The following is a 20,407-nucleotide window of genomic DNA, read 5'->3' on the forward strand; positions in this document are numbered from 1 at the left end:
TCCCATGGACGACATCGTCATCGTCGGTGCCGTGCGCACCGCCATCGGCAAATTCGGCGGCACGCTCGCCAAGACCCCCGCGATGGACCTCGGCGCCACCGTGATCCGCGCCCTGCTGGAGCGCACTGGCGTGCCAGCCGAGCAGGTCGGCGAGGTCATCATGGGCCAGGTGCTGGCGGCTGGCTGCGGGCAGAACCCGGCGCGCCAGGCGGCCATGAAGGCCGGTGTGCCGAAGGAGACGCCGGCGCTGACCATCAACGCCGTGTGCGGCTCCGGCCTGAAGGCCGTGATGCTGGCGGCCCAGGCCATCGCCTGGGGCGACAGCGAGATCGTCATCGCCGGCGGGCAGGAGAACATGTCGCTGGCTCCGCACGTGCTGATGGGCAGCCGCGAGGGCCTGCGCATGGGCGACTGGAAGATGATCGACTCGATGATCGTCGACGGCCTGTGGGATGTGTATCACCAGTACCACATGGGCATCACGGCCGAAAACGTGGCCAAGGCGCACGGCATCACGCGCGAGATGCAGGACGCCCTCGCGCTCGAGAGCCAGCGCCGCGCCGCCGCCGCGCAGGACGCCGGCAAGTTCACGGATGAAATTGTGCCGGTGACGATCCCGCAGCGCAAAGGCGATTCGGTCGTCTTCGACACCGACGAGTACCTCAACCGCAAGACCAGCGCCGAAGCCTTGGCGGGCCTCAAGCCCGCGTTCGACAAGGCCGGCAGCGTCACCGCCGGCAACGCCAGTGGCATCAACGATGGCGCTGCCGCCGTGATGGTCATGAAGGCGAGCAAAGCGGCGCAACTGGGCCTGAAACCCCTGGCGCGCATCGCCAGCTTCGGCACCAGCGGCCTGGATCCGGCCACCATGGGCATGGGCCCGGTGCCGGCCTCGCAAAAGGCGTTGGCGCGCGCCGGCTGGTCGGTGGCCGACGTCGATCTGTTCGAACTCAACGAGGCCTTCGCCGCCCAAGCCTGCGCGGTCAACCAGGCGCTGGGTGCCGACCCGGCCAAGGTCAACGTCAACGGCGGCGCCATCGCGCTGGGCCACCCGATCGGCGCCTCCGGCTGTCGCGTGCTGGTCACGCTGCTGCACGAGATGCAGCGCCGCGACGTCCACAAGGGCTTGGCCGCGCTGTGCATCGGCGGCGGCATGGGCGTCTCGCTCTGCGTCGAGCGCTAAGCCCGCCAACCCCTGGTTTTTGCCACACCACCCACGTCCAACACACAGAGGAGCAGTTTCATGAGCCAACAACGCGTCGCATACGTCACCGGCGGCATGGGCGGCATTGGCACCGCCATCTGCCAGGCACTCGCCAATGCCGGTTTCAAAGTCATTGCCGGCTGCGGCCCCACGCGCGATTATCAAAAGTGGCTGGACGAGCAAAAAGCGCTCGGCTACATCTTCTATGCCAGCGTGGGCAATGTGGGCGACTGGGACTCCACGGTTCAGGCCTTCACCAAGGCCAAGGCCGAGCACGGCCCGATCGACGTGCTGGTCAACAACGCCGGCATCACGCGCGACCGCCTGTTCCTCAAGATGACCAAGGAGGACTGGGACGCCGTCATCAACACCAATTTGACCTCCATGTTCAACGTCACCAAACAGGTCGTGCCGGACATGGTCGAGCGCGGCTGGGGGCGCATCATCCAGATTTCGTCCGTCAATGGCGAGAAGGGGCAGGCCGGCCAGACCAACTACTCGGCGGCCAAGGCCGGCATGCACGGCTTCACCATGGCCCTGGCGCAGGAACTGGCCTCCAAGGGGGTGACCGTCAACACGGTCAGCCCAGGCTACATTGCCACGGACATGGTCAAGGCCATCCGCCCGGACGTATTGGAAAAAATCATCGCCACCATCCCTGTCAAGCGCCTGGGCGAGCCACGCGAAATCGCCTCCATCGTCGCCTGGCTGGCCGGTGACGATGCCGGCTTCACCACCGGGGCCGACTTCTCGTGCAATGGTGGCCTGCACATGGGCTGACGGGTGCGTCCACCGTCACACAACGTCCCAGCGCCCGCCTCTGGCGGGCGTTTTTCGTGGCGTCGGGGATAATCGCGGCCCCATGAGTGAGTCGCAGCCCAACCCCGGCCACAACCCCTGGCGCCTGAGCGTCGCGCCAATGATGGAGTGGACCGATCGCCATTGCCGCTGGTTTCACCGCCAGCTCACCCGCCATGCGCGCCTGTATACCGAGATGGTCACCACCGGCGCGTTGTTGCACGGTGATGTCGCACGCCATCTGCGCTTTGGGGCGGAAGAGCACCTGGTGGCGCTGCAACTGGGCGGCAATGTCCCGCGCGAGCTGGCCGTGGCGGCCCGCATAGGCGAGGCGTGGGGCTACGACGAGATCAACCTCAACTGCGGCTGCCCCAGCCCGCGCGTGCAGCGCGGGGCCTTCGGCGCCTGCCTGATGGAGCATCCGCGGCTGGTAGCCGACTGCGTGCGCGCCATGCGCGACGCCGTGCGCGTGCCGGTGACGGTCAAACACCGCATCGGCATCGACCGGGTGGAGGACTACGGCTTCGTGCGTGACTTCGTCGGCACCGTGGCCGAGGCGGGCTGCGCGGTGTTCATAGTGCACGCGCGCAACGCTTGGCTCGATGGCCTCAGCCCCGCCGAAAACCGCACCGTCCCGCCGCTGCGCTATGCCGTGGTGCATCGGCTCAAGCGCGATTTCCCGCAGTTGACGATCGCCATCAACGGCGGCATCACCACCGATGCCCAGGTGGCGGAGCACCTGGCCCAGGTCGACGGGGTGATGGTGGGCCGGGAGGCTTACCACAACCCGTGGTGGCTGGCCTCGTGGGACGCGGCGTACTTTGGCGCGCCGCACGCCGTGCCAGACCGCGATGCGGTGGAAGCGCGCATGGTGGACTACATGGCGCGCGAAGGGCCGTCGTTGCCCGGCGGCTGGTATGCCATTGCGCGCCACATGCTGGGGCTGCGTCACGGTCAGCCCGGTGCGCGCCGCTGGCGGCAGGTCTGGAGCGATCACCGGCTCAAACGCCGGCCACCGCACGAGGTGGCCGAACTCGCCCGGGCGGCGCTGCGCGCGTCCGCCCCAAGCGCCGCCTGATGCGCGCTCGGCACACGCCTACGGTCACACCGCCGCCTGCAAGCCGTTGGCAAAGTGCACCCGCACGGCTTGCGCGGCCCCGGCGGCATCCCGCCGGCGCAAGGCGTCCAGAATGGCGCGGTGTTCGGCCAGCGATTCTGCGACGCGCCCCTGTTTGAACAGCGAGCCGTGGCGATTGAGCTTCATGACCTTGCGCAGATCGTTGACGAGTTGTTTGCGCCAGCGGTTCTGCCCCAGATCGAGCAAACGCAGGTGAAACGCCTCGTTGAGCTCGAAAAACCGCTCGCGTGACCCCGTCTCGGGGTCGGCGGCGGCTTCCAGATCGGCGTGCATGCGCTCCAGCGCGGCGAGGTCGTCCTCGGTCGCGCGCCAGCAGGCGGATTCGGCGGCATCCGCCTCCAGCAGCGCCAGCAGTTCGTACACCTCGCGCAAGTCTTGTTGCGACACCTCGGTGACGTAGGCGCCGCGGCGCACCTTCATCGTCACCAGCCCCTCGGCCGCCAGCACCTTGATCGCCTCGCGCAAGGGCGTGCGGCTGATGCCCAGCTCCTCGGCGATTTTGAGTTCGTCGATCCAGGCGCCGGGGGGCAGTTCGCGGCTGAAGATGCGTTGACGAAGCAGCTCGGCCACTTCCTCGTACAGCGCGCGCGACAACAGGGGGACGGCAGTCATGGTTCGATGATAGCGCCAGAAAGATTCTTCATCAATAATTATGAATGCGTTACACTAGGGGCGTTGTCCGGCGTTTGCGCCATCATCGCATCCGTTAGCGTGGGATTGAGCACCGCGTGGCCAGCGCCGCACCGACCGTCATCCACCTGCCGACCTCGGGGGTTCCATGTCCAACACCGAATTCCGCACCGCCACGCTGTCCGACTGGGAGGCCGCCGCCCGCAAATCCCTCAAGGGCGGCTCGCTCGAGCAGCTCCATTGGGTCACGCCCGAGGGCATCACGGTCAAGCCGCTGTACACCGCCGCCGATCTGCACGGTCTGCCGTACACCGACACACTGCCCGGCTTCGAGCCGTTCATCCGCGGGCCGCAGGCGACCATGTACGCGGTGCGCCCCTGGACCATCCGGCAGTACGCGGGCTTTTCCACGGCCGAGGAATCCAACGCCTTCTACCGCAAGGCGTTGGCGGCGGGCGGACAGGGGGTGAGCGTCGCTTTCGACCTAGCCACCCACCGCGGCTACGACAGCGACAATCCGCGCGTGGTCGGCGACGTCGGCAAGGCCGGCGTGGCCATCGACAGCGTGGAGGACATGAAGATCCTGTTCGACGGCATCCCGCTCGACAAGGTCAGCGTGTCGATGACGATGAACGGCGCAGTGCTGCCGGTGCTGGCGGGCTACATCGTCGCGGCCGAAGAACAGGGAGTGGCGCAGGACCAGCTCTCGGGGACCATCCAGAACGACATCCTCAAAGAGTTCATGGTCCGCAACACCTACATCTACCCGCCCGAGCCGTCGATGCGCATCATCGGCGACATCATCGAATACACGGCGCGGCACATGCCGAAGTTCAACTCGATCAGCATCTCCGGCTACCACATGCAGGAGGCCGGCGCCAACCAGGCGCTGGAGCTGGCCTTCACGCTGGCCGACGGCAAGGAATACGTCAAGACGGCGCTGGCCAAGGGGCTCGACGTTGACGAGTTCGCCGGGCGGCTGTCGTTCTTCTGGGCGATCGGGATGAACTTCTATCTCGAGATTGCCAAGATGCGCGCCGCGCGCCTGCTGTGGTGCCGCATCATGAAGGGCTTTGGCGCGAAGAACCCCAAGAGCCTGATGCTGCGCACCCACTGCCAGACCAGCGGCTGGTCGCTGACCGAGCAGGACCCGTACAACAACATCGTGCGCACCACCATCGAGGCCATGGCGGCGGTGTTCGGCGGCACGCAGAGCCTGCACACCAACAGCTTCGACGAGGCGATCGCGCTGCCGACCGAGTTCTCGGCCCGCATCGCGCGCAACACGCAACTGATCCTGCAGGAGGAGACGCACATCACCAGCGTGATCGACCCCTGGGCCGGCTCGTACATGATGGAAAAACTCACCCAGGACATGGCGGACAAGGCCTGGGCCATCATCGAAGAAGTCGATGCCATGGGCGGCATGACGCAGGCCGTCTCCAGCGGCTGGGCCAAGCTCAAGATCGAGGCCAGCGCCGCCGAGAAACAGGCGCGCATCGACAGCGGCAAGGACGTCATCGTCGGCGTCAACAAGTACAAGCTGGCCAAAGAGGACCCGGTCGAGATTCTGGAGGTCGACAACCTGAAGGTGCGCGAGGCGCAGATCGCGCGTCTGCAGCGCATCCGCGCCACGCGCGACGCCGCGGCCGTGCAGCGCGCGCTGGACGCGCTGACCGAGTGCGCCCGCGCGGGGCAGGGCAACCTGCTGGCGCTCAGCGTCGAAGCCATCCGCCTGCGGGCTACCGTCGGCGAAGTGTCCGACGCGCTGGAAAAAGTCTTCGGGCGCCACCGCGCTGACACACAAAAGGTGACCGGGGTGTATGCCGCTGCCTACGACTCCGCCGACGGGTGGGAGAAGCTCCAGCAGGAAATCGCCGCCTTTGCCGAGCAGCACGGGCGCCGCCCGCGCGTGATGATCGCCAAGCTGGGACAGGACGGCCACGACCGCGGTGCCAAGGTCGTGGCGACGGCCTACGCCGACCTGGGTTTTGACGTGGACATGGGCCCACTGTTCCAAACCCCCGAAGAGTGCGCGCGTCAGGCGATCGAAAACGACGTGCATGCGGTCGGCATCTCGACGCTGGCGGCAGGTCACAAGACGCTGGTGCCCGCCATCATCCAAGCGCTGAAAGACCAGGGCGCCGACGACATCATCGTCTTCGTGGGGGGCGTCATCCCCCGGCAGGACTACGAATTCCTGTATGCAGCCGGCGTCAAAGGCATTTACGGCCCCGGCACGCCAATACCGGCCAGCGCCAAGGATGTGCTGGAGCACATCAAAAAGGCTGTGGCTTGACGGCCCATGCACTCCTGGTTCGCTACGATGGCCCACCTGCACGCCGACCTCGGTGGATTCTCAGGCTTGCTAACCACCGGGGCGGATCGAACGCGATCGCTGCGCCGCGGTGGACGCGCTGGAGCGTCTGGACTGATGGCCGCGCTTTGCCTATTCGACACCAGCACGGTGATCGAGCTGCAACGGGGTGAGCCAAGCGTCTCACCGCGTCGGGCTTGCGCGGTCCGGCTGCGCATGGCCCTGCCGCAGCTGCTGGGGGCCGGATTGGCTGAGTACATCGACGGCCTGAAGCTGGAGAGCAGACCGGCATGAGCGTGCTGAGAACTTCCCAGCTCGTGGCCGACGTGCTGCACGGCACGCCGCCCCAAAAGCGGCGGGCCATGGCCAAGGCGATCACGCTACTGGAGTCCACGCGGCCCGACCACCGGCGCGAGGCCGATGCGCTGCTCAACGCCTTGCTACCGCATACGGGACAGGCGTTTCGCCTGGGCATCAGCGGCGTGCCGGGCGTGGGCAAAAGCACTTTCATCGAGGCGCTGGGGCTGTACCTGATTGGGCAGGGGCACCGTGTCGCGGTGCTGGCGGTGGACCCGAGCAGCAGTGTCTCGGGTGGCTCCATCCTCGGGGACAAGACGCGCATGGAGCATCTCTCCGTGCACGAGCACGCCTATATCCGGCCCAGCCCCAGCGGGGGCAACCTGGGTGGCGTGGCGGCCAAGACGCGCGAGGCGATGCTGGTCTGCGAGGCGGCCGGCTACGACATCGTGATCGTCGAGACGGTCGGCGTCGGCCAGAGCGAGACGGCGGTGGCCGACATGACCGATATGTTTTGCGTGCTGCAACTGCCCAATGCGGGCGACGACCTGCAGGCGATCAAGAAGGGCATCATGGAGCTGGCGGATCTGGTCGTCATCAACAAGGCCGATCTCGACCCCGACGCCGCCACGCGCGCCCAGGCCCAGATCACGTCGGCGCTGCGCCTGCTGGGCCTGCATGGACGGCCGGAGAGCGCCCACCACGACGAGACGCTGTGGCATCCGCGCGTCATTCAGCTCAGCGCCCTGCACGGCCGCGGGGTGGGTGCCTTCTGGCAGGCGGTCAGCGAGTTCCGGCGCCTGCAGCAGGCCAATGGACGGCTGGCCACACGCCGCCAACGGCAGGCCCGCGCCTGGATGTGGGAGCGCATCGACAGCGGCCTGCGCGAGGCGTTTGCCCACCATGCCGCGGTGCGCGAGCGCCTGCCCCAGCTCACCGAAGCCGTGCTGGCCGGGCGCATGGTGGCCTCGGCCGCCGCACGCACCTTGCTGTCTGCCTTTTTCGACGCCCCGCCGCTGAGCGGCGACGCGCCCCCTTCACCTTCCCTGAACAACAGGAGCCTGTGACCATGCAAGAAATTCTCGAACAGCTCGAGCGCAAGCGCGCCGCCGCCCGCCTGGGCGGTGGGCCCAAGCGCATCGATGCCCAGCACGCCAAGGGCAAGCTGACCGCGCGCGAGCGCATCGAAGTCCTGCTCGACGAAGGCACGTTCGAAGAGTGGGACATGTTCGTCGAGCACCGCTGCACCGACTTCGGCATGCAGGACCAGAAGATCCCCGGTGACGGCGTGGTCACAGGCTACGGCATGATCAATGGCCGGCTGGTGTTCGTCTTCAGTCAGGACTTCACCGTTTTTGGTGGTGCGCTGTCCGAGGCCCATGCCGAGAAGATCTGCAAGATCATGGACCAGGCGATGAAGGTGGGCGCCCCGGTCATCGGCCTCAACGACTCCGGCGGCGCCCGCATCCAGGAGGGGGTGGCGTCGCTCGGCGGCTACGCCGAGGTGTTCCAGCGCAACGTGCTGGCCTCTGGCGTCATTCCGCAGATCAGTGTGATCATGGGGCCCTGCGCGGGCGGGGCGGTCTATTCGCCGGCGATGACGGACTTCATCTTCATGGTGCAGGACACGTCTTACATGTTCGTCACCGGCCCCGAGGTGGTCAAGACCGTGACGCACGAAGAGGTGACCGCCGATGAACTGGGCGGGGCGCTGACCCACACCACCAAGAGCGGCGTCGCCGACCGCGCTTTCGACAACGACGTCGAGGCGCTGCTGATGGTGCGGCGGCTGTTCAACTACCTGCCGCTGTCCAACCGCGAGAAGGCCCCCGTGCGCCAGAGCGGCGACCCGATCGACCGCGCGGAACTCAGTCTGGACACCCTGGTGCCGGACAACCCCAACAAACCGTACGACATGAAGGAGTTGATCCTCAAGACGGTCGATGACGGCGACTTCTTCGAAATCCAGCCCGACTACGCCAAGAACATCATCGTCGGCTTCGCCCGCATGGACGGGCAGACGGTGGGCATCGTCGCCAACCAGCCGCTGGTGCTGGCCGGCTGTCTGGACATCAAGAGCAGCATCAAGGCGGCGCGCTTCGTGCGCTTCTGCGACGCCTTCCACATCCCGGTCATCACCTTTGTCGATGTGCCCGGCTTCATGCCCGGCACGGCGCAGGAGTACGGCGGCATCATCAAGCACGGCGCCAAGCTGCTCTACGCCTACGCCGAGGCCACGGTGCCCAAAATCACCGTCATCACGCGCAAGGCCTACGGCGGTGCGTATGACGTGATGGCCTCCAAGCACCTGCGCGGCGACGTGAACCTGGCGTGGCCCAACGCCGAGATCGCCGTCATGGGCGCCAAGGGCGCGGTGGAAATCATCTTCCGCGAGGACAAGAAGGACCCGGCCAAGCTGGCCGAGCGCGAGGCGGAGTACAAGCGGCGCTTTGCCAACCCGTTCGTCGCCGCCGAGCGCGGCTACATCGACGACGTCATCCTGCCGCACGAGACGCGCAAGCGCATCTGCCGCAGCCTCGTCATGCTCAAGGACAAGAAGCTGGACAACCCGTGGCGCAAGCACGGCAACATCCCGCTGTGAGGGCAGGGAAGCACACACCATGTTCAAGAAAATCCTGATTGCCAACCGCGGCGAAATCGCCTGCCGCGTCATCGCCACCGCCCGCAAGATGGGCATCGCCACCGTGGCCGTCTATTCCGAGGCCGACCGCGAGGCGCGCCACGTCCGCCTGGCCGACGAGGCCGTCTGCATCGGCCCGGCGCCCAGCCGCGAGAGCTATCTGGTGGCCGACAAGATCATCGCCGCGGCCAAGTCCACCGGCGCCGAGGCCATCCACCCCGGCTACGGCTTCCTGTCCGAAAACGAGGACTTCGCCCGCCGCGTCGAGGAGGAGGGCCTCGTCTTCATCGGGCCGAAGCACTACAGCATCGCGGCCATGGGCGACAAGATCGCCTCCAAGAAGCTCGCCAAGGAGGCTGGCGTCAACACCATCCCGGGCTGGAACGACCCGATCGAGTCGGCCGAGCAGGCGGTGGAGATCGCGCGCGGCATCGGCTACCCCGTGATGATCAAGGCGAGCGCCGGCGGCGGCGGCAAGGGCCTGCGCGTGGCTTTCAACGACAAGGATGCGCTGGAGGGCTTCACCTCCTGCCGCAACGAGGCGCGCAACAGCTTCGGCGACGACCGCGTCTTCATCGAGAAGTTCGTCGAGGAGCCGCGCCACATCGAGATCCAGGTGCTGGGCGACGCGCACGGCAACGTGATCTATCTGAACGAGCGCGAGTGCTCCATCCAGCGCCGCCACCAAAAGGTGATCGAGGAGGCGCCCAGCCCCTTCATCAGCGACGCCACCCGCAAAGCCATGGGCGAGCAGGCGGTGGCGCTGGCCAAGGCGGTGAAGTACCAGAGTGCCGGCACGGTGGAGTTCGTGGTCGGCAAGGACCAGAGTTTTTACTTCCTGGAGATGAACACCCGCCTGCAGGTGGAGCACCCGGTGACGGAGTGCATCACCGGGCTGGATCTGGTAGAGCTGATGATCCGCGTCGCCGCCGGCGAGCCGTTGCCGCTGACACAGGCCGACGTCAAGCGCGAAGGCTGGGCCATCGAGTGCCGCATCAATGCCGAGGATCCGTTTCGCAACTTTTTGCCTTCCACGGGCCGGTTGGTGCACTTCAAGCCGCCGACCGAGACCATGTGGCAGGCGGATACCGCGCACCGCTACGGCGTGCGGGTGGACACCGGGGTGTTCGAAGGCGGCGAGATCCCGATGTACTACGACTCGATGATCGCCAAGCTCATCGTGCACGGCAAGGACCGCCTGGACGCGATTGCCAAGATGCGCGAGGCGCTCAACGGCTTCGTCATTCGCGGCATCAACAGCAACATCCCCTTCCAGGCCGCGCTGCTGGCGCACCCGGAGTTCGTCGCCGGGCGCTTCAACACCGGCTTCATCGCCCAGCACTACGGCGGCGGTTTCCGCTCCGAGGACGTGCCGCACGACGACGAGGATTTCCTGGTCGCGCTGGCCGCCTTCGTGCGCCGCAAGAGCCGTGAGCGGGCGGCCGCGATCAGCGGCCAGCTCCCCGGCTATGGCGTCAAGGTCGGCAAGGACTACACCGTCATCCGCCTGTCCAACGACGGCCAGCACCGCCACATCCCGGTCCATGTGGACGAGTTCGTGGGCGAGACCGGCTACGCCTCGGTGCTGGTGGGGGACAAGCGCTACAAGATCAGCTCGCCCTCGCGCCTGAACGACATCGTCATCACCGGCGAGGTCAACGGCCAGCCCTTCACCGCGCAGATCGAACGCGGCAGCGCCCGCAATCCGCTGGCCCTGGTCGTGCAGCACAACGGCACCAAGCTGGAGTGCCTGGTGGTGTCGCCCCGCATGGCGGAGCTGCACCGGCTGATGCCCTTCAAGGCGCCGCCGGACATGAGCCGCTATGTGCTCTCGCCCATGCCAGGGCTGCTGGTCGATGTGGCCGTCCAGCCCGGCCAGAGGGTACAAGCCGGCGAACGCGTCGCCGTCATCGAGGCCATGAAGATGGAGAACGTGCTGTTTGCCGCGGCCGACGGCGTCGTGGCCAAGGTGCTGGCCAGCAAGGGCGAGTCGCTCGTGGTGGATCAGCCCATCGTGGAGTTCGAAAAGTGAGCGTGCGCCCCTTTCAGGTGCTGGGCATCCAGCAAATCGCCATCGGCGGGCCGGACAAGGCCCGGTTGCGCCGCCTGTGGGTGGACCTGTTCGGGCTGGAAGTGACCGGCACCTTCGTCAGCGAGCGCGAGAACGTGGACGAGGACATCTGCGCCACCGGAAGCGGTCCGTTCAAGGTCGAGGTGGACCTGATGCAGCCGCTGGATCCAGAGAAAAAACCCGCGGTCCACGCCACCCCGCTGAATCACGTCGGCCTGTGGGTGGACGATCTGCCGCGCGCCGTCGAATGGTTGAGCGGCCAAGGCGTGCGCTTTGCGCCCGGCGGCATCCGCCGGGGCGCCGCCGGCTTTGACATCTGCTTCATCCACCCCAAGGGCAACGATGAGTTTCCCGTGGGCGGGGAGGGCGTGTTGATCGAGCTGGTGCAAGCCCCGCCCGAGGTCATCCAGGCCTTTCGCGCGCTGGCGGCCGGCCCGTCGGTGGCAGGGGCGCTCGACTAAGACGCGGCGCGGGCCGCGCGCGCCTTGGCGATGGCCGCCTCGATCAAGGCGCGCTTGCGGTCGAGAACGGCCGGGTCGGTGTGCTTGGAGTGGGCCGGCAGGTCGGCCAGCTTGGCCTCGGCCTTGTGCAGGCGACGCTCGGCCTGCTCGTCGGCCTCACGGGCTAGGCGGACCCGCCGGGCTTGATAGCGGGTGCGGGCCTGCTCGGCCTGTTGAGGCGACCACGCGGCCCAGCCGCGCCGGTCGCCGCTGATGGGGAGTATGGCAATGCAGTCCACCGGGCACGCCGGGATGCACAGCTCGCAGCCCGTGCAGTAGGGCCCGATCACCGTATGCATGCGCTTGTGCGCACCGACGATGGCGTCGGTCGGACAGGCCTTGATGCACAGGGTGCAACCGATGCACCATGTCTCGTCGATGACGGCGACACCCATCGGGCCTTCGGTCCCGTGGGCCAGGTTCAGGGGTTTGGGTGCTCGACCGGTGAGTGCCGCCAGCCGGCGCACACCCTCTTCGCCCCCCGGCGGGCACTGGTCTATGTCCGCTTCGCCGCGGGCAATCGCCTCGGCATAACGGCGGCAATCCGGATAGCCGCAGCGTGTGCACTGCGTCTGCGGCAGGGCGGCATCGATGCGGTCGGCCAGCGTCGAGGCGCTGGCGTGTGCATCACCCGCGCTCATGCCCCCGGTTCAGTCTTGCGGTGCCGGCCGCGCTTCGGTGCCGGCTCCTCCCGGCGGATGGCAGACGCCATCAAATCGGCCTCGGCCTGGACAGCGGCCACATCGGCGCCGCCCGACGGCGGTTGGTGCGCCAGGATGAAATCCCGCACCACGGGGTAGACCTTCTCGCGCCAGCGCCGCCCGCTGAAGATGCCGTAGTGCCCGGCTCCCGCGACCTCGAAGTGCCGCTGCTCACGGGACTCGATGCCCGTGCACAGGTCATGCGCCGCCAGCGTCTGCCCGCTGCCGGAGATGTCGTCCAGCTCGCCTTCGACCGTCAGCAGGCCCGTGTTCCGAATGTCCTGCGGGCGCACTCGCTCCAGCGTGCCGTCGGGCGCGCGGACGTCCCAGGTACCGTGCACCAGCTTGAACTCCTGGAATACCGTGCGGATGGTCTCCAGGTAGTAATTCGCGTCCATGTCCAGCACCGCGTTGTACTCGTCGTAGAACTGGCGGTGCGCCTCGGCGCTCTCGTTGTCGCCCTTGATCAGTTGCAGGAAGTAGTCGTAGTGGCTGTTGACATGACGGTCCGGGTTCATCGCAATGAAGCCCGCGTGCTGCAAAAAGCCTGGGTAAACGCGCCGCCCTTCGCCAGGGAAGCCCGCAGGCACGCGATAGATCACGTTGTTTTCGAACCACTCGTAGCTGCGGTGTACGGCCAGGTTGTTGACCGCGGTGGGCGAGCGGCGCGCGTCGATCGGGCCGCCCATCATAGTCATGGACAGGGGCGTTTTCTCGCCACGGCTGGCCATCAACGACACGGCCGCCAGCACCGGCACCGTGGGCTGGCACACGCTCATTACGTGGCAGTTGCCATACTGCCGCTGCAGGTAGCGGATGAACTCCTGCACATAGTTGACATAGTCGTCGAGGTGGAACTCCCCCTCGGAGAGCTGGACGGTGCGGGCGTTTTTCCAGTCGGTGATGTAGACCTTGTGGTCACGCAACATGGTGCGCACGGTGTCGCGCAGCAGCGTCGCGTAGTGCCCCGACAGCGGCGCCACGATCAGCACCACCGGCTGCTCCTTCAGGCGCAGCAGCGTCTGGGGATCGTCCGAGTAGCGCTTGAAGCGGCGCAACTCACAGAAGGGTTTGTCGATCTCCACCCGCTCTTGGATGGCGACATGCACCCCGCCGATGTCCACGCTGCGGATGCCAAACTCGGGCTTCTCGTAGTCCTTGCCCAAGCGGTGCAGCAGGTCGTAGGCGGCCGCCACGCGCTGCGAAAACGGCGTTTGTGCCAAGAGCGACGAGGGGTTGGCAAACAGCTTGGCCGCCACCAGCGCGAAGTCGGAGAACGGCTCCATCAACGCCCGTTGGGCCTCGTACAGGTGATACAGCATGGCGTCGGTTGCTTATGTTGCAGTGCAGCAAATATAACAGGAAGTCGCCCGGGACGCCATGCGGCCCAACCCCGAGGCGCCGTCGCCTCGGGGACAGCCATGGGGATCAGAGGACAGCCGCGATCGACTGGCAGACGTAGTCGATGTTGCGGCTGTTGAGGGCGGCCACGCACATGCGGCCCGTGTCGGTGCCGTAGACGCCGAACTCGGTGCGCAGGCGTACCATCTGGTCTTTGGTCAGCCCCGAGTAGCTGAACATGCCGATCTGCTGGGTGATGAAGGACATGTCCTGCCGGACGCCGGCGGCCGCCAATCCGTCCACCAGCCGCTGGCGCATGGCCTTGATGCGGGTGCGCATGTCGCCCAGTTCCTGCTCCCACAGCGCGCGCAGCTCGGGCGTGTTCAGCACCATGGCCACCACGGCCGCGCCATGCGTCGGCGGGTTGGAGTAGTTGGTGCGCACCACAATCTTGAGCTGCGACAGCACGCGGTCGGCCTCGTCCTTGCTGGCGCACACCACGGACAGCGCGCCGACGCGCTCACCATACAGGCTGAAGCTCTTGGAGAAGGATGTGGAGACGAACACGTCCAGCCCCGCGGCCACGAACTTGCCCACCGCCGCCCCGTCCTCGGCGATGCCATGGCCGAAGCCCTGGTAGGCCATGTCGAGGAAGGGCACCAGGCCGCGCTCGCGCACCACGGCCACGACGGCGTCCCACTGCTCTGGCGTCAGGTCGTAGCCGGTGGGGTTGTGGCAGCAGGCGTGCAGCACGACGATGGTGCCCGCCTCGGCCGCGCGCAGGCTGGCCAGCATTCCGTCCACGTTCACGCCGCGCTTGGCCGCGTCGTAATAGGTATAGGTGTCCACCGCGAAGCCGGCGTTGGCAAACAGGGCCCGGTGGTTTTCCCAGCTCGGGTCGCTGATCAGGACCTTGGCGGCCGGAGTGAGCTTTTTCAGAAAGTCGGCGCCGATCTTGAGGCCGCCCGTGCCGCCCAGCGCCTGCACCGTGGCCACGCGGCCGCTGCGCACCACGTCGCTGTCGGCGCCAAACACCAGTGCCTTGACCGCGTTGTCGTAGGCCGCGATGCCGTCGATTGGCAGGTAGCCGCGCGGGGCGGGCTTTTCCATCAGGCGCTGCTCGGCTGCCTGCACGCATTGCAGCAGCGGCAGCTTGCCGTTGTCGTCGTAGTAAACGCCGACGCCCAGGTTGACCTTGTTGGGGCGGGTGTCCGCGGCAAACTGTTCGTTCAGGCCCAGGATGGGGTCGCGGGGGGCCATTTCGACAGCGGAGAAAAGCGACATGTGCAGTCCTTCGGGGGCGGTTGGATAATCCCCGATTTTACCCGGGGCCTACCGGTGGCCCGCCGCCATGACCATCGAGACGATCGTCGACACCGCTGCCCAGGACGGCCATGCCGCCCCTGGGGCGTTCGTGACCTTTCCCGGCTCGCCGTTCGAGCTGTTCCAGCCCTACCCGCCGGCCGGCGACCAGCCGGAGGCGATCGCGCGGCTGGTCGAGGGCGTGCAGGACGGCGAGGCCTTCCAGACGCTGCTGGGCGTGACGGGCTCGGGCAAGACGTTCACGATGGCAAATGTGATCGCTCGGCTGGGGCGGCCGGCCATCGTGTTCGCCCCCAACAAGACGCTGGCGGCGCAGCTCTACAGCGAGTTCCGCGAATTCTTTCCCAAGAACGCGGTCGAATACTTCGTCAGTTATTACGATTATTACCAACCCGAGGCCTATGTGCCGCAGCGGGATCTGTACATCGAGAAGGACAGCGCGATCAATGAGCACATCGAGCAGATGCGCCTATCCTGCACCAAAAGCCTGCTGGAGCGGCGCGACGTCGTCATCGTCGCCACCGTCAGCGCCATCTACGGTATCGGCAAGCCCGAAAACTACCACCGCATGATCCTGACGCTGCGCACGGGCGACCGGCTGGGGCAGCGCGACATCATCGCGCAACTGGTGCGCATGCAGTACCAGCGCAACGAGCAGGAGTTCGTGCGCGGCAAGTTCCGCGTGCGCGGCGACACCATCGACGTCTTCCCCGCCGAGCATTCCGAGCTGGCGGTGCGCATCGAGCTCTTCGACGACGAGGTGGAGTCGCTGGCCTTGTTCGATCCGCTGACCGGTCGCATCCGGCACAAGCTGCCGCGCTTCACCATCTACCCCAGCAGCCACTATGTAACTCCGCGTGAGCAGGTGCTGCAGGCGGTGGAAGGCATCAAGCTGGAGCTGGACGCGCGGCTGAAGGAACTGGTCGGCATGGGCAAGCTGCTCGAGGCCCAGCGGCTGGAGCAGCGCACCCGATTCGACCTGGAGATGCTGGTCGAGGTGGGGCACTGCAAGGGCATCGAAAACTACACACGCCACCTGTCGGGGGGCGCGCCCGGCGAACCCCCTAGCACGCTCACCGACTATCTGCCGCGCGATGCGCTGATGTTCCTGGACGAAAGCCACGTGATGATCGGCCAGTTGGGCGGCATGTACAACGGCGACCGGGCGCGCAAGACCACGCTAGTGGAGTACGGCTTTCGCCTGCCGAGCGCGCTGGACAACCGGCCGCTGAAGTTCGAGGAATTCGAACAGCGCATGCGGCAAGTGATTTTCGTCTCGGCCACGCCGGGGGAGTACGAGCTGCGCCGCTCCTCCCAGGTGGTGGAGCAGGTGGTGCGCCCCACCGGCCTCGTCGATCCGGTGGTGGAGGTGCGGCCGGCCACGCACCAGGTGGACGACGTGCTGCAGGAGATCCGCCTGCGCGTGGAGCGCGACGAGCGCGTGCTGGTGACGACACTGACCAAGCGCATGGCCGAACAATTGACCGATTACCTGGCCGAAAACGGCGTGCGCGTGCGCTATCTGCACTCCGACGTGGACACGGTCGAGCGGGTCGAGATCATCCGCGACCTGCGGTTGGGCGCCTTCGATGTGCTCGTGGGTATCAACCTGTTGCGCGAGGGGCTGGACATCCCCGAGGTGTCGCTGGTGGCCATCCTGGACGCGGACAAAGAGGGCTTTTTGCGTGCCGAGCGCAGCCTGATCCAGACCATCGGCCGCGCCGCCCGCAACCTCCACGGCATGGCCATTCTGTACGCGGACACCATTACCGACTCCATGCGCCGCGCCATCGACGAGACGGAGCGCCGCCGGGCCAAGCAACTCGCGCACAACGCCGCCCACGGCGTGACGCCGCGCGGGGTGACCAAGCGCATCAAGGACCTGATCGACGGCATCGTCAGCGACAAGGCGGCCGAAGAGGCGCAGCGCCAGGCCGAGGCGCGCGAAGCCGCCGCCTGGGTCGAGGAGATGGACGAGAAAGACCTGGCGCGCGAGATCAAGCGGCTGGAAAAGCAGATGCTCGAGCATGCGCGCAACCTGGAGTTCGAGGCCGCGGCGCGTGTGCGCGACCAGCTCGCCCGCCTGAAGGATCGGGTGCTGGGGACGCATGGCGGAGAGGGCGCACTGTGAAGCGCGCCTCCCCTGTTTTGGGGAGGGCGAGCGGCGGAGAGTTTCGCCAAAATGCTGTCTATGTCATCCGACATCGTGCGGCTCTACCTCATCGAGGACGACCGGTCCATCCTGCGCTTCGTCGAAGGGGCACTGAAGCATCGACCCGAATGGCGCCTCGTCGGGCATTCCGACACCTTTGCCCATGCCGAAGTCATGGCGTTCAACAGCCTGGCCGACGTTTTCCTGGTCGACCTGGGTTTGCCCGACGGCTCCGGCGAAGACATGTTGCGGTTGCTGGCCAATGCCAAGCCCGACGCCGAGCTGCTGGTCTTTACCGTGTTCGGCGACGAATCCCGACTGATCCGCGCCTTGCAGCGCGGCGCCACGGGCTATGTGCTCAAGGGTTGTACCGAGCGCGAGCTGATCGAGGCGATCGAGCAGATCCGCGAAGGGGGCGCGCCGATTTCTCCGCTGCTGGCGCGCATGCTGCTCAAGCAGTTCCGCGCGGCCGAGGCGGATGCAGACGCCTGGGGCGGCCCCGACGGTCGCGCGCCGGTGCTCTCGGGGCGGGAAACCGACGTCCTGCGCCTCGTGGCGCAAGGCTATGTCAACAAAGAAATCGCCCAGCGATTGAACATCGGTGTGGCGACGGTCAGCACCCACATCAAAAATCTGTACCGTAAGCTGGCGGTGCGCACCCGCGTGCAGGTGGTCCGTGCCGCGCAAGCGCGGGGCCTGCTGTGAGCCCATCCATCGACCTGCCACCGCGCCCGCGCAGCCGACGCAGCGAGCGCGTTTGGCTGTGGGTGGGCGGGGTGCTGCTGGTGTTGCTGGCGATCCTGTACCGCGTATCGCTGCCCGCGCCCATGCCGGGCGTGTTCGATCTGCAACGCGCCACGGCGTCCCTGCCGCTCGATCCCCGGACGCCCGCGCGCGCCGTGTCGCTGCCCCATGTGCTGGACGACGAAGGGCCGGCGTGGTGGGATCGCGTCGACTATGTCCTGCCGTGGCCGCAGGCGCTCGGTGAACTGGCGCCGTCGCCGCGGCGGCTGGCGCTGCTGATCCCCCGGGTGGGGATGGGCATGCGGGTGCTCCTCAATGGGGAAGAGGTCTATCGTTTTGGATGGGAGGCACCCCCAGACCGTACGGTCAACGCGACCTGGTTTCCGCACCTGGTGTTGCTGCCGGAGGGCCTGTTGGCCGAGCGCGCGCCCGACAACGAGCTGACGATCCAGGTGCAGGCCCAGGTGCTGGAGCGCAGCGGGCTGTGGCCCGTGCACATCGGCGACGCGGACCGGTTGATTCCGCGCTACCAGACCCTGCACTTTTGGCAGGTGACCGGCACCTGGATGATGGCCATGGTGTCGCTGCTGGTGGGCATTCTGGCCCTCGTCATGTGGCGCTCGTTGCGCGAGCGCTTGTTTTTGCTGGCTGGTATTGCGTCTTTGGCCCACGCGGTTCGGATGGTGCTGTCGGTCGTGCCGGACCTGCCGCTGCCGTACGACAGCTATTTCTTCATCCACCGCGTGTCCTTCAGTGTTTACGCGGGGTTTTTCATCCTGACGGTGGAAGAACTTTTCGGCCGTCGACTGCGCTGGGTGCGGATGGCGGTCTGGGCGCTCATCGCCATCGCGCCGTTCTGGATGCTGGGGATTTTGTTGGCGCGGGACTACTCGCTGTACCGCGTGTGGGCGGGCGCCATGGCGGCCCTGGCGGGGATCAGTCTGGCATGGGCAGTCATGGACAACCTGCGCCGCCGCCAATTCCCCAGCGATCACCGGCTGGTCGTCGTCGTGGCGGTGTTCACCTTGATCACGGCCGTGCGCGATTTTTTGGTGGTGCAACTCAACTTTCCGGGCGATGCCGACCTGCGATGGACGTCGATCGGCGGCTCGGCCCTCATGCTGACCATGGGTTGGGTGCTGGTGGATCGGGCCACCGCCTGGGCGCGCACGGTGCACCGCCTCAACGACACGTTGGCGCAGACCGTGGCCCAGCGCGAGGCCGAGCTGCGCACCGCCTTCCAGCGTCTGCAGGCCGCCGAGCGGCAGCGCGTGGCGGAAGAGGAGCGCCGCCGCCTGATGCGCGACATGCACGATGGTCTGGGCAGTCAGTTGGTGCAGACCCTCAACATGGTCCGCAGCGCCGGGGCCTTGCTGGACCGGGCTTCGGTCGAGGCCATGCTCACCCAGGCGCTGGATGAGCTGCGGCTGACGCTCGACTCCTTCGAGCCCACGGAAGGGGACTTACCCGCCATTCTCGGCACGCTGCGCCGTCGGCTTGGGCCAGCCCTCGAGGCTGCGGGCATCGAATTGTGCTGGGAGGTGCAGGACGTCCCACCGATTCAGGTGCTGGATTCGCGCGGCGTCATGCACCTGTTTCGCTGTTTGCAGGAGATTTTTGCCAACGTCGTCAAGCACGCCGGGGCGCAACGCATCACGGTCAGCACGTGGCAGCGCGATGAGCACATCGTTCTGTCGATCGAGGACGACGGGGTCGGCATGCCGCCGCCGCAGGTCCGCCAAACCGAAGGCCGCGGGCTGCGCAACGTGCTGACGCGGGCGGCCAAGATCGGCGCCGAGGTGCGCTTCTACGACGCCCATCCCGGGACGGGGGTCGAACTGGTGTTTCCCGTCCACGGTCCCACGCCAGAATCCGACAGCGATTGACTGCGGCGCGGTGTTTGAGTGCCGCATACCCGACAAAAACGTTCGACTTTTGGTATACTCGACCGTAAAAGTCGGGAATCAAAGCATCCCCGCGCCTCGTCGGGGTCCACCAGGAGTCTGCCATGCGCCTGACCACCAAAGGCCGCTTCGCCGTCACGGCGATGATCGATCTGGCGTTGCGCCAAGCCAGCGGTCCCGTCACCCTGGCGGCCATCAGCCAGCGCCAGCACATTTCGCTGTCCTACCTGGAGCAGTTGTTCGGCCGTTTGCGCCGGCATCAGCTGGTCGAGTCCACGCGCGGCCCAGGCGGTGGGTACACCCTCGGCCGGCGCGCCTCCGACATCACCGTGGCGGACATCATCCTGTCCGTGGACGAGCCCATCGACGCCACCCAATGCGGCGGCAAGGAAAACTGCCACGGCGACGGGCAGCGCTGCATGACCCACGACCTGTGGACCGAGCTCAACGAGCGAATGGTGGAGTTTCTGCGCTCTGTGACCCTGCAAAAATTGGTGGACGATCAGTTGGCCAAGGGTGTGGCGGTCGAGCCTCCGCCGTCCATCAAGCGCGCCATTTCGCCAACGCCGGTGGTGCAGCCTATCCGCGTCAATGCCCCCAATTCGGTGTTTGCGCTCGCGGCTGCCGCGGCCAAGTGACGCGAGAC

The 20,407-nt window shown here is 66.8% G+C and carries 17 protein-coding genes; 13 read left to right on the forward strand and 4 right to left on the reverse strand.

Annotated features, from left to right (window positions below; translation table 11 throughout):
• Positions 1–4 precede the first annotated feature (4 nt).
• The 3 genes from V7026_RS01790 to dusA all read left to right on the forward strand — a co-directional run bounded on the left by V7026_RS01790 (position 5) and on the right by dusA (position 3,080).
• A complete protein-coding gene (locus V7026_RS01790) occupies positions 5–1,183 on the forward strand; it encodes an acetyl-CoA C-acetyltransferase (RefSeq protein ID WP_334153534.1) in 1,179 nt (392 codons plus the stop codon).
• 60 nt (positions 1,184–1,243) lie between these two features.
• Positions 1,244–1,984, forward strand: coding sequence for an acetoacetyl-CoA reductase (gene phbB / locus V7026_RS01795; protein WP_334153535.1), 741 nt, complete (start codon positions 1,244–1,246; stop codon positions 1,982–1,984).
• Positions 1,985–2,066: 82 nt separating this feature from the next.
• Positions 2,067–3,080, forward strand: a complete 1,014-nt coding sequence (gene dusA, locus V7026_RS01800; RefSeq protein ID WP_334153536.1) for a tRNA dihydrouridine(20/20a) synthase DusA — start codon at positions 2,067–2,069, stop codon at positions 3,078–3,080.
• A 24-nt stretch (positions 3,081–3,104) separates the two neighbouring features.
• Here dusA and V7026_RS01805 read toward each other — a convergent pair whose 3' ends face one another.
• Positions 3,105–3,752 carry a GntR family transcriptional regulator gene (locus V7026_RS01805; RefSeq protein ID WP_334153537.1) on the reverse strand — a complete coding sequence of 216 codons (648 nt, stop codon included), beginning with the start codon at positions 3,750–3,752 and terminating at the stop codon, positions 3,105–3,107.
• A gap of 166 nt (positions 3,753–3,918) precedes the next feature.
• On the opposite strand from V7026_RS01805, the gene scpA reads away from it, so the two are divergent.
• The 6 genes from scpA (at position 3,919) to V7026_RS01835 (ending at position 11,557) form a co-directional block, all read left to right on the forward strand.
• Positions 3,919–6,069, forward strand: a complete 2,151-nt coding sequence (gene scpA, locus V7026_RS01810) for a methylmalonyl-CoA mutase (RefSeq protein ID WP_334153538.1) — start codon at positions 3,919–3,921, stop codon at positions 6,067–6,069.
• Positions 6,070–6,204: 135 nt separating this feature from the next.
• Positions 6,205–6,381, forward strand: a complete 177-nt coding sequence (locus tag V7026_RS01815; RefSeq protein ID WP_334153539.1) for a hypothetical protein — start codon at positions 6,205–6,207, stop codon at positions 6,379–6,381.
• Positions 6,378–7,451, forward strand: a complete 1,074-nt coding sequence (gene meaB / locus V7026_RS01820; RefSeq protein WP_334153540.1) for a methylmalonyl Co-A mutase-associated GTPase MeaB — start codon at positions 6,378–6,380, stop codon at positions 7,449–7,451. Before V7026_RS01815 ends, meaB begins: the two co-directional genes overlap by 4 nt.
• Positions 7,452–7,453: 2 nt before the next feature.
• Positions 7,454–8,986: an acyl-CoA carboxylase subunit beta gene (locus tag V7026_RS01825; RefSeq protein WP_334153541.1), complete on the forward strand. Its 1,533-nt coding sequence runs from the start codon at positions 7,454–7,456 to the stop codon at positions 8,984–8,986.
• A 19-nt stretch (positions 8,987–9,005) separates the two neighbouring features.
• Complete coding sequence (accC, locus tag V7026_RS01830; RefSeq protein ID WP_334153542.1) at positions 9,006–11,057, forward strand: acetyl-CoA carboxylase biotin carboxylase subunit; 2,052 nt, start codon at positions 9,006–9,008, stop codon at positions 11,055–11,057.
• Positions 11,054–11,557, forward strand: a complete 504-nt coding sequence (locus V7026_RS01835; RefSeq protein WP_143968062.1) for a VOC family protein — start codon at positions 11,054–11,056, stop codon at positions 11,555–11,557. Before accC ends, V7026_RS01835 begins: the two co-directional genes overlap by 4 nt.
• On the opposite strand, the gene rsxB is transcribed toward V7026_RS01835, so the two are convergent.
• From rsxB to V7026_RS01850, 3 genes are all read right to left on the reverse strand, one after another.
• Entirely contained in the window at positions 11,554–12,237 is a 684-nt protein-coding gene (gene rsxB, locus V7026_RS01840; RefSeq protein WP_334153544.1) for an electron transport complex subunit RsxB, read from the reverse strand. The two genes, V7026_RS01835 and rsxB, sit on opposite strands and share 4 nt — an antisense overlap.
• On the reverse strand, positions 12,234–13,619 hold the full coding sequence (locus tag V7026_RS01845) for a polyhydroxyalkanoate depolymerase (protein ID WP_334153545.1): 1,386 nt from the start codon (positions 13,617–13,619) through the stop codon (positions 12,234–12,236). The genes rsxB and V7026_RS01845 overlap by 4 nt, the downstream gene beginning before the upstream one ends.
• A 106-nt stretch (positions 13,620–13,725) precedes the next feature.
• Positions 13,726–14,922, reverse strand: coding sequence for an amino acid aminotransferase (locus tag V7026_RS01850; protein ID WP_334153546.1), 1,197 nt, complete (start codon positions 14,920–14,922; stop codon positions 13,726–13,728).
• Positions 14,923–14,989: 67 nt separating this feature from the next.
• Here V7026_RS01850 and uvrB point away from each other — a divergent pair, with 67 nt between their 5' ends.
• The 4 genes from uvrB to iscR all read left to right on the forward strand — a co-directional run bounded on the left by uvrB (position 14,990) and on the right by iscR (position 20,399).
• Positions 14,990–17,092, forward strand: a complete 2,103-nt coding sequence (uvrB, locus tag V7026_RS01855) for an excinuclease ABC subunit UvrB (protein WP_334153547.1) — start codon at positions 14,990–14,992, stop codon at positions 17,090–17,092.
• 60 nt (positions 17,093–17,152) lie between these two features.
• Positions 17,153–17,818, forward strand: coding sequence for a response regulator transcription factor (locus V7026_RS01860; RefSeq protein ID WP_334153548.1), 666 nt, complete (start codon positions 17,153–17,155; stop codon positions 17,816–17,818).
• Positions 17,815–19,743, forward strand: a complete 1,929-nt coding sequence (locus tag V7026_RS01865) for a sensor histidine kinase (protein ID WP_334153549.1) — start codon at positions 17,815–17,817, stop codon at positions 19,741–19,743. The genes V7026_RS01860 and V7026_RS01865 overlap by 4 nt, the downstream gene beginning before the upstream one ends.
• A gap of 122 nt (positions 19,744–19,865) precedes the next feature.
• Positions 19,866–20,399 carry a Fe-S cluster assembly transcriptional regulator IscR gene (gene iscR / locus V7026_RS01870; protein WP_334153550.1) on the forward strand — a complete coding sequence of 178 codons (534 nt, stop codon included), beginning with the start codon at positions 19,866–19,868 and terminating at the stop codon, positions 20,397–20,399.
• Positions 20,400–20,407 lie beyond the last annotated feature (8 nt).

This window comes from Tepidimonas sp. (assembly GCF_036825565.1).
Taxonomy (GTDB): domain Bacteria; phylum Pseudomonadota; class Gammaproteobacteria; order Burkholderiales; family Burkholderiaceae_C; genus Tepidimonas.

Excerpts from the sequence above, each read along its gene's own strand:
- phbB (WP_334153535.1), top strand. The coding sequence starts at position 1,244 with ATGAGCCAACAACGCGTCGCATACGTCACCGGCGGCATGGGCGGCATT.
- V7026_RS01825 (WP_334153541.1), top strand. The coding sequence starts at position 7,454 with ATGCAAGAAATTCTCGAACAGCTCGAGCGCAAGCGCGCCGCCGCCCGC.
- uvrB (WP_334153547.1), top strand. The coding sequence starts at position 14,990 with ATGACCATCGAGACGATCGTCGACACCGCTGCCCAGGACGGCCATGCC.
- dusA (WP_334153536.1), top strand. The coding sequence starts at position 2,067 with ATGAGTGAGTCGCAGCCCAACCCCGGCCACAACCCCTGGCGCCTGAGC.
- scpA (WP_334153538.1), top strand. The coding sequence starts at position 3,919 with ATGTCCAACACCGAATTCCGCACCGCCACGCTGTCCGACTGGGAGGCC.
- V7026_RS01845 (WP_334153545.1), bottom strand. The coding sequence starts at position 13,619 with ATGCTGTATCACCTGTACGAGGCCCAACGGGCGTTGATGGAGCCGTTC.
- V7026_RS01790 (WP_334153534.1), top strand. The coding sequence starts at position 5 with ATGGACGACATCGTCATCGTCGGTGCCGTGCGCACCGCCATCGGCAAA.
- V7026_RS01805 (WP_334153537.1), bottom strand. The coding sequence starts at position 3,752 with ATGACTGCCGTCCCCCTGTTGTCGCGCGCGCTGTACGAGGAAGTGGCC.
- iscR (WP_334153550.1), top strand. The coding sequence starts at position 19,866 with ATGCGCCTGACCACCAAAGGCCGCTTCGCCGTCACGGCGATGATCGAT.
- V7026_RS01815 (WP_334153539.1), top strand. The coding sequence starts at position 6,205 with ATGGCCGCGCTTTGCCTATTCGACACCAGCACGGTGATCGAGCTGCAA.
- accC (WP_334153542.1), top strand. The coding sequence starts at position 9,006 with ATGTTCAAGAAAATCCTGATTGCCAACCGCGGCGAAATCGCCTGCCGC.
- V7026_RS01850 (WP_334153546.1), bottom strand. The coding sequence starts at position 14,922 with ATGTCGCTTTTCTCCGCTGTCGAAATGGCCCCCCGCGACCCCATCCTG.
- meaB (WP_334153540.1), top strand. The coding sequence starts at position 6,378 with ATGAGCGTGCTGAGAACTTCCCAGCTCGTGGCCGACGTGCTGCACGGC.
- rsxB (WP_334153544.1), bottom strand. The coding sequence starts at position 12,237 with ATGAGCGCGGGTGATGCACACGCCAGCGCCTCGACGCTGGCCGACCGC.
- V7026_RS01860 (WP_334153548.1), top strand. The coding sequence starts at position 17,153 with ATGTCATCCGACATCGTGCGGCTCTACCTCATCGAGGACGACCGGTCC.